Source organism: Hymenobacter amundsenii (assembly GCF_002204745.1).
GTDB lineage: Bacteria > Bacteroidota > Bacteroidia > Cytophagales > Hymenobacteraceae > Hymenobacter > Hymenobacter amundsenii.
The window spans coordinates 24,104-31,623 of record NZ_NIRR01000040.1; the positions used below are offsets into that span (position 1 = coordinate 24,104).

Below are 7,520 nucleotides of genomic sequence, written 5' to 3' on the forward strand. Positions count from 1 at the left end.
TGATCCTGATGAAGAAAATAGTACTTACCGCGCTGCTGGCCGGTGCGCTGCTGGCGGGCTGCAACCAGCAGAAACCGGCCGACGACAATGCCGCTTACACCGTGCCGAATCTGACCAACGTGAAGGACATCGACCAGCTCTTTGCTTACTATTGGGAAGAAAACGCCCGCCTGTTCCCGCTCGAAGCCACTACTCAGGGTGACAACCGCTTCAACGACCAGTTGCCCAACGACGGCACCCGGGCCTTCCGCGAGCAGCTGCGCGGCTTCTACCAGAAGTACCTCGATGGTCTGCACAAATTCAAGCGCGCGGAGCTGGCCACCAACGACAAAACCAGCTACGACATCTTCGAATACGACCTCACTAACAAGCTCGAAGGCCTGAAGCTCAATACCTGGATGATGCCCTTCCAGCAGTTCTGGGGCCTGCCTATCAGCATGGGCCAGTACGGCTCGGGCGAGGGCGTGCAGCCCTTTAAAACGGCCCAGGACTACGACAACTGGCTGGGCCGCGTGAAGGGGTTCTCGGTGTGGGCCGATACGGCCATCAGCAACTTCCGCCAGGGCATGGAGGCCGGCGTAGTGCTGCCCCGGGCGCTGGTGGTAAAAATGATTCCGCAGATGCGGGCCATGGAAACCACGGACGCCACCAAAAGCCTGTTCTATGGCCCCATCACGAAGCTGCCCGCCGGTATGGCCGCTGCCGATAAGGAGCGCCTCACCAAGGCCTATCAGGCGGCCATCCTCACGGAACTGGTGCCCGCCTACAAGAAACTGGGCGACTTCCTCGAAACGGAATACCTGCCTAAGGCGCGCGCCAGCACCGGCATTTCGGCTATTCCGGGTGGCCCCGAGCTCTACAAGTACTACGTGAAAACGTGGACCACCACAGACAAGACGCCGGAGGAAATCTACCAGACCGGCCGCCAGGAAGTGGCCCGCATCCGGCAGGAAATGGAGAAGGTGAAGCAGCAGGTGGGCTTCAAGGGCAGCCTGAAGGCCTTCTTCGAGTCCCTCAAAACCGACCCCAAGCTGATGCCCTATAAAACGCCCGCCGAGGTGCTGGACGCTTTCCGGGCCATTCAGGCCAAGATGGAGCCCAACCTGAAAACGATGTTCGGCCGCACGCCCAAAACGCCGTTCGAAATCCGCCAGACCGAAGACTTCCGGGCGGCCTCGGCCTCGGCCGAGTACAACCAGGGCAGCCCCGACGGCTCCCGCCCCGGCGTGTTCTACATCCCGATTCTGGATGCCACCAAGTTCAACGTAACCTCGGGCATGGAGTCGCTATTTCTGCACGAAGCCATTCCGGGCCACCACTACCAAATATCGTTGCAGCAGGAAAACACCGACCTGCCCAAGTTCCGGCGCTTTGCCTGGTACGGGGCCATGGGCGAAGGCTGGGCGCTTTACTCCGAAAGCCTGGGCAAGGAGTTGGGCCTCTACACCGACCCCTACCAGTACATGGGCGCCCTCGGCGACGAAATGCACCGCGCCGTACGCCTAGTAGTAGACGTGGCGATGCACACCAAAAACATGAGCCGGGAGGAAGCCATCCGGTACATGATGGCCAACGAGGCCATCAGTGAGGAAGGGGCCACAGCCGAAATTGAGCGCTACATGGCTATTCCGGGCCAGGCGCTGAGCTATAAGATCGGGGCGCTTAAAATCCGGGAGCTGCGCCAGAAGTACGAGCAGCAGCTGGGCGGCAACGCCAACCGCCTGCGCGAGGAGTATGCCGGCCAGAACCGCGCCCACTTCATCCTGAGCGACTTCCATGACGAGCTGCTGCACGACGGCGTGATGCCATTGGCCGTGCTCGAACGTAAAATGGACACTTGGGCGGCCAGCCAGAAGTAAGATTGAGGATTGAAAAGTTAAATGAGAACCGTTCATTCAGCGCATGTGGCGCATCAAGCCACATGCGCTGAATGAACGGTTCTCATTTGCTGTGTTTCCAACCACCAAGGCGCGGGTTGCGTTAGAAAAGGCTCCACCTTTTCAAGCGATTCAACTTCTCTGTTATGACTAAATATCATTGGCAAACCGTGGGCCTGGGAGCCCTGGCCGGCTTCCGAAGCATGACGGCCCCTGCCTTGCTCAGCAGCAATCTGCACACCTACCACCCGCAGGCGCTGGCCGGCTCACCGTTGCGCTACATGCAAAAAAACTGGGTTGGCTGGGGCTTCAGGCTGCTGTCAGTCGGCGAAACGATAGGCGACAAGCTATCCGGGACGCCCGACCGGATTGCGGCCGCCGGGCTACTGGGCCGGGCGGCCTCGGGGGCGCTGGTGGGAGCCACCATCTTCCGCGTTAGCCACGACAAACCCCTTAATGGAGCCGTGTTGGGCGGACTGGCCGCCGTGGCCGCTACCTACCTGAGCTACTTCCTGCGCAAGCGCGCGACCCTCGAATCGGGGTTGCCGGGCGGCATCGTGGGCGGCTTAGAAGACTTGGTGGCCCTGGGCTTCGGCCTGGCCCTCACCAAGGGCACCGACGTGGGCAAGCCTCAGCCTCGTTCCTGGAACCTGTAAGCACGCTTCCTGCAAGCTCTGGTCAACAAAAAGCCCGTAAACCTGCAACGCCCCCCCGGATAGTCCGGAGGGGCGTTGTGGTACAGGAAGGAGAGCAGGTAAGGGGTGGAGCCGGGAAAATCCCGGGTGCTAAAACGGCTGCAAAGCCGCCTAAAACTTAGTTTTCGCGGGTTGAAGCCTTGGCTTCGGTATTGGTCTGGGGCATGGAGTTGACCGGCGAGTTGCCTGGTTGAGCGTCGACGGCCGAATTTACGGACGTTTTCTGGTCGGCGGCCGACCCTTTACCGATGGGCGTATAGGCATCCTGGCTCTGGCTGACGCTGTCGAGGTTGGTTTCGGTGGCCGTGGCCTCCGGCGCATTGGTAAAATCCTGGCTGAACTGGGTGTCTTTGCCGGGCGTGTTGCTGTAGTCGCAGGCAGTGAGGGCCGCGCCAAGCGTACCGAGCAGGCAGAAAGAAAGCAGACGATTCATAAGAAGAAGGATTCGGAGGAGATAAGCCGGGCCCTGAAGGGCTGCTGGGCAAACGTGCCGAAGCGGGTTGGGGTTGCGCGAAATCAACCCGGGGCTCGCGGCTGAGGCCGTACCTTCGGCCCATGCCTAGTTTAACCGTTATGAACTGGAGCGGGGGCAAAGATTCGGCCCTGGCCCTCTACCACGCCCTGCGCGACCCCACGCTGCACGTCACCGATTTGCTGACCAGCGTGAACGCCCACTACGGCCGCGTGTCGATGCATGGGGTACGGGTAGCTATGCTCGAAGCGCAGGCCCAGCGGCTGGGCCTGCCGCTCACCCGTCTCAACCTACCCGAAAGCCCCGCTATGGCCGACTACGAGCATCTGATGCGCGCCGCCCTCGACCCGCTGACGGCCCGGGGCGTAACGCGGGCCGTGTTCGGCGACATTTTTCTGGAAGATTTGCGCCGTTACCGGGAGCAGCAGTTGTCGTTGCTGGGCCTGGAAGCCGTTTTCCCGCTCTGGCAGCGCCCTAACTGCGAGCTGTTGGCCGAGTTTCTGGCCCTGGGTTTCCGGGCGGTAGTGGTGTGCGTAAATGAGCAGTACCTCGACCGGAGTTTCTGTGGCCGCGAGCTGAACGCCGATTTCCTGCGCGATTTACCGCCGGGCGTGGACTCCTGCGGCGAAAACGGCGAGTACCACAGCTTCGTATTCGAGGCACCCTATTTCAGCCACCCCATCGCGTTCCGGCGCGGCGAGTTGGTGCGGCGTACGTACCCGGCCCCCGCCGGTTCCGGCGCGGCCGAAGTAGGGTTCTGGTACCAGGATCTGCTGCCGGAAGACGATGGGCAGGAGGGCCAGCTGCCAAAACAATCCGCCCCGTCCGATAGTCCTGACTAATTCACTACCTCTTCCGCCCATGTCCGGCCAACCCTCCGTTATTCTCTTTGATGGCGTCTGCAACCTATGCAACGGGTTCGTACAATTCGTCATTCAGCACGATGCCGCCGGGCAGTTCCGGTTTGCGGCGTTGCAGTCGGCAGCGGGGCAGGAGTTGCTGACGGCCCACAAGCTGCCGGCGCCCAGCACCCCCGATTCGGTGGTGTTGCTGGCCGACGGAAAGGCCTACACCCATTCGGCAGCGGCGCTCGGCATTTTGGCGCGGCTGGGCGGCCGGTGGGCAGTACTGGCCCGTGCCGGCCGGTGGTTTCCGCGTCCTCTGCGCGATGCCGTATACCGCCTCATTGCCCGGTATCGTTACCGCTGGTTCGGCCGCCAGGAATCGTGCTGGCTACCCACACCGGAACTGCAAGCCCGGTTTCTGTAACTGTAGCCGTCGGCGTAGCAAGCCGAAGCAGAGATGCGCCGAGAAAGGCACTACAGAATAAGGCTGACGTTCATTGCCCTCACTAATTTGTCTTCCACTTTTTAGTAATTCATTTATGCAAGCCCTCGTACTTCACGGTATCAACCAGCCCCTCGCCTACGAGCAGGTGCCCACTCCTCAGCCTGCCGCTGGCCAGGTACAGGTGCAGCTGCACGCCGCCGCCCTCAACCACCGCGACGTTTGGATTCAGCAGGGCCAATACGCCGGCCTCAAGTTTCCCATCGTTCTGGGTTCCGATGGGGCTGGCACTGTAACGGCCCTCGGCGAAGGCGTCGACGCGGAACTGTTGCATCAGGCCGTGCTCATCAACCCTGGCCAGGACTGGGGTACCAACCCCGCCGCGCAGGGCCGCGATTTTCAGATTCTGGGCCTGCCCCAAGACGGTACCTTTGCCGAATACGTGTGCGTGCCAGCAACGGCGGTACATGCCAAACCAGCCCATCTGAGCTTCGAGCAAGCTGCTGCCCTGCCCTTGGGCGGCGTAACGGCCTACCGGGCCGCCTTTACCCGCGCCCAGATACAGCCCGACGAGCGGGTCCTCATCAGCGGTGTGGGCGGGGGCGTGGCGTTGCTGGCCCTGCAAATGGCCGTAGCCATCGGGGCCGAGGTGTGGGTAACGTCGAGTTCGGCCGATAAAATTGCCCAGGCCGTAGAACTGGGTGCCCGGGGCGGCATCAGCTACAACACGGAAAAATGGCCTTCCGCACTCACCAAGCAGGCCGGGGGCGGTTTCCACGTTATCATTGATAGTGCTGCCGGCCCGGGCTTCAACAACCTGATTGATGCCGCTGAACCCGGTGGCCGCATTGTGTTCTACGGGGCCACTCAGGGCGATGTGCCCGAACTAGCGGCCCGCAAGGTATTCTGGAAACAACTGTCGCTGCTAGGTTCCACGATGGGCACCAAGCAGGATTTTGCCGCGATGGTTCGCCTGTTTGAACAGCACAAGCTGGTACCGGTCGTCGACGAAACCTTTCCGCTGGCCAAGGGTGAGCAGGCCCTGCGCCGGATGGAAAAAGGATTGCAATTCGGTAAGCTGGTGCTAAAAATAAAGGCCTAGCTTTTTGGGTTCAGGGTAGTTTCAGGCAAGAAAAATAAGCGAATTCCAGGGAATCAAAAACCTGCTAATAAGGTTAGTTAGTTGTCATCTAAACGCCTATCTTGCTGCCTCATGAAAAGCCCTGCCGAGTACCTCACTTGCCCCACGTTCGAGCTGACTTATCCGACTGGTGATTCGGCCGAATTCGTGCCTGTAGTAGCCTATACCGACGCCCTGCAAGCTGTGGAAGCTGCCCTGGCCGATGCCGAGAGATACAAGTACCTGCTCATGCGGGCCCTGCGCCGCAGTGCTCCAGTCAGCCAGCAGTACCCGAACATGCCCGTGCTGTCTTTCCCCGAGCCCGGTACCGATACCCGGGTACTGCCGCTCTACTCGCACGACGACCAGATGGCTGCTTAATATTGCGAGGGCTAAAAAGCAAAAAAGTGGTTTCCTGTTATCAGGAAACCACTTTTTTGCTTTTTAGTGAAGATACTCTACTAACTGCTTTGCAGGCGGAGCCCTAGCTCCTGAGCCATGGCTACGGCCTGGGCGCGTAGTTCGGGTACCGCAGTCGATTCGAAATAAGCCGGCCGGCGGCTGGCCCCTAGGGTAAAGAGCACCTCCGAGGCTTGGCCGGCGGCATTGATGAGTGCCCCGTGGTTGTCGGTAATGATGCCTAGCCGTAGCGGATCGGGTACCAGATAGCCTTCCTCGCGTAAATCCTTCACTAAGTGGCTCTGAATCCGGGTGTAATCGAGCAGCGGACCCGTGCAGTTGATGACATGTTGGGCCACCAGCGTCCGGGCAACTCCCACCTTCTGCTGCACTTGAACCTGCAGGCCTTCGGGCGTGGCCATAATAGCTTGAACCCGGCCAGTTTCCTGCTTTACACTACCCGAGTCCAGCATCTCCCGCAGAATGGCCGCGTTGCCAGGGGGGCTGCGGTGGCGGGCTACCGACCACCGGCTGGCCAGATGGCGCAGAAACCGCGCTTGCTCGGCCAACGGCCAGGCTGCCCAGATACGGCCTAAATCGGGCCGCAGACAATCGAGCACCGGCCGCCAGTCGTGGTTCTGGGCGTGGGAGGCCCGCAGGTGCCGATGCACCACCCGCAACACCTCCCCAACGGTGGTCAGGCCGGCTAGTTCGGCGGCGTAAAAGCTTGGGTAGGGCGCAGCCGACGCGCAATGGGCTACTGGCCAACGCCCGTGCTCCGACACTACGGTTACTGGTCCACGGTGCCCGTCTGCTCGCAAACCCAGCAAAATATCGACTGCCGTGAGACCAGTGCCGATGAGCAACACCGATTCGTCGGATGCAATATCGCGCAACGCGCCCACTGCCCAGGGGTTACCGTGATAAGTCGGCGCGTTCAGGTAGGCCGTACTGCCCGTTCCCCGGGTAGGCGGGGGCGGCGGGAAGTTGCCCAAGGCCAGCACCACGTAATCGGTGCGGATGATGGTATCGTTGCGTAGTCTCACCACCGCTCCGGGGCCGCCATCGGGGTTGAGGGTTATCGAGCGGGCTGTTTGGTTGTGCCAGTGGCCTTTGATGCCATTCAGGGAAGGCCATTCCAGCACCTGGCCTACCAGTTGCTGGAGGTAGCGGCCGTAGTTCTGGCGCGAGCAAAAATCCTGGGCGCAATACTCGGGCGGACCCGTAATACGCAGCCAGTTCTCAAAGTGGTCGGGCTGATCGGGGAAAGCGCTCAGGGCCTCGCTGCGCACGTTGAGCAGGTATTCGGGCCGCCGGGCCGTGTAAGCTAAGCCCGGCCCGGGTACCGGCCGGGGTTCCACCAGATGCACGTCGCAGGCAAAGGGCTGGTCGCCGGCCAGCCGGGCCAGCTGAACAGCTAGCATGGAGCCAGAAAATCCGCCGCCAATGATGGTTATGCTTTTGCGCTGCACCGCCTGAGTTGGTTAGAAACCTTTAAGGTAGTACTCTGGCGGAAAGATTATATAATAATTGTGATTTGCCATATAAAATACTTGTTGCCCCTGAAGGGCAACAAGTATAATAGCAGCCTCACAGGTAACTAGTTGTCGCCTGTTTTCAAGCCAAAAAAGCCGTTAAATAACCCTGTTAATAGTAAGCCCCGGGTACGA

General features: G+C 60.6%; 8 protein-coding genes. 6 read left to right on the forward strand and 2 right to left on the reverse strand.

Translation table 11 applies throughout. The features are described 5' to 3' along the window. Window positions 1–8: 8 nt before the first annotated feature. Together CDA63_RS17180 and CDA63_RS17185 are read left to right on the forward strand one after the other, a co-directional pair. Window positions 9–1,859: a DUF885 domain-containing protein gene (locus CDA63_RS17180; protein ID WP_088465695.1), complete on the forward strand. Its 1,851-nt coding sequence runs from the start codon at window positions 9–11 to the stop codon at window positions 1,857–1,859. A gap of 164 nt (window positions 1,860–2,023) precedes the next feature. Beyond that, window positions 2,024–2,533, forward strand: coding sequence for a DUF4126 family protein (locus CDA63_RS17185; protein WP_088465696.1), 510 nt, complete (start codon window positions 2,024–2,026; stop codon window positions 2,531–2,533). Window positions 2,534–2,690: 157 nt separating this feature from the next. Here the strand turns inward: CDA63_RS17185 and CDA63_RS17190 are convergent, their stop codons facing one another. Next, a complete protein-coding gene (locus CDA63_RS17190) occupies window positions 2,691–3,005 on the reverse strand; it encodes a hypothetical protein (RefSeq protein ID WP_088465697.1) in 315 nt (104 codons plus the stop codon). Window positions 3,006–3,127: 122 nt separating this feature from the next. On the opposite strand from CDA63_RS17190, the gene CDA63_RS17195 reads away from it, so the two are divergent. The 4 genes from CDA63_RS17195 (at window position 3,128) to CDA63_RS17210 (ending at window position 5,832) form a co-directional block, all read left to right on the forward strand. Beyond that, window positions 3,128–3,886 (forward strand): Dph6-related ATP pyrophosphatase, encoded by a 759-nt coding sequence (locus CDA63_RS17195; protein WP_242434724.1) that lies wholly within the window; start codon window positions 3,128–3,130, stop codon window positions 3,884–3,886. Between the two features lie 19 nt (window positions 3,887–3,905). Next, a complete protein-coding gene (locus tag CDA63_RS17200; RefSeq protein WP_088465699.1) occupies window positions 3,906–4,313 on the forward strand; it encodes a thiol-disulfide oxidoreductase DCC family protein in 408 nt (135 codons plus the stop codon). A 115-nt stretch (window positions 4,314–4,428) separates the two neighbouring features. Then, a complete protein-coding gene (locus CDA63_RS17205) occupies window positions 4,429–5,433 on the forward strand; it encodes a zinc-binding dehydrogenase (protein WP_088465700.1) in 1,005 nt (334 codons plus the stop codon). A 111-nt stretch (window positions 5,434–5,544) separates the two neighbouring features. Further along, complete coding sequence (locus CDA63_RS17210) at window positions 5,545–5,832, forward strand: hypothetical protein (protein WP_088465701.1); 288 nt, start codon at window positions 5,545–5,547, stop codon at window positions 5,830–5,832. A gap of 80 nt (window positions 5,833–5,912) precedes the next feature. On the opposite strand, the gene CDA63_RS17215 is transcribed toward CDA63_RS17210, so the two are convergent. Then, on the reverse strand, window positions 5,913–7,322 hold the full coding sequence (locus CDA63_RS17215; RefSeq protein WP_088465702.1) for an FAD/NAD(P)-binding protein: 1,410 nt from the start codon (window positions 7,320–7,322) through the stop codon (window positions 5,913–5,915). Window positions 7,323–7,520: the final 198 nt, after the last annotated feature.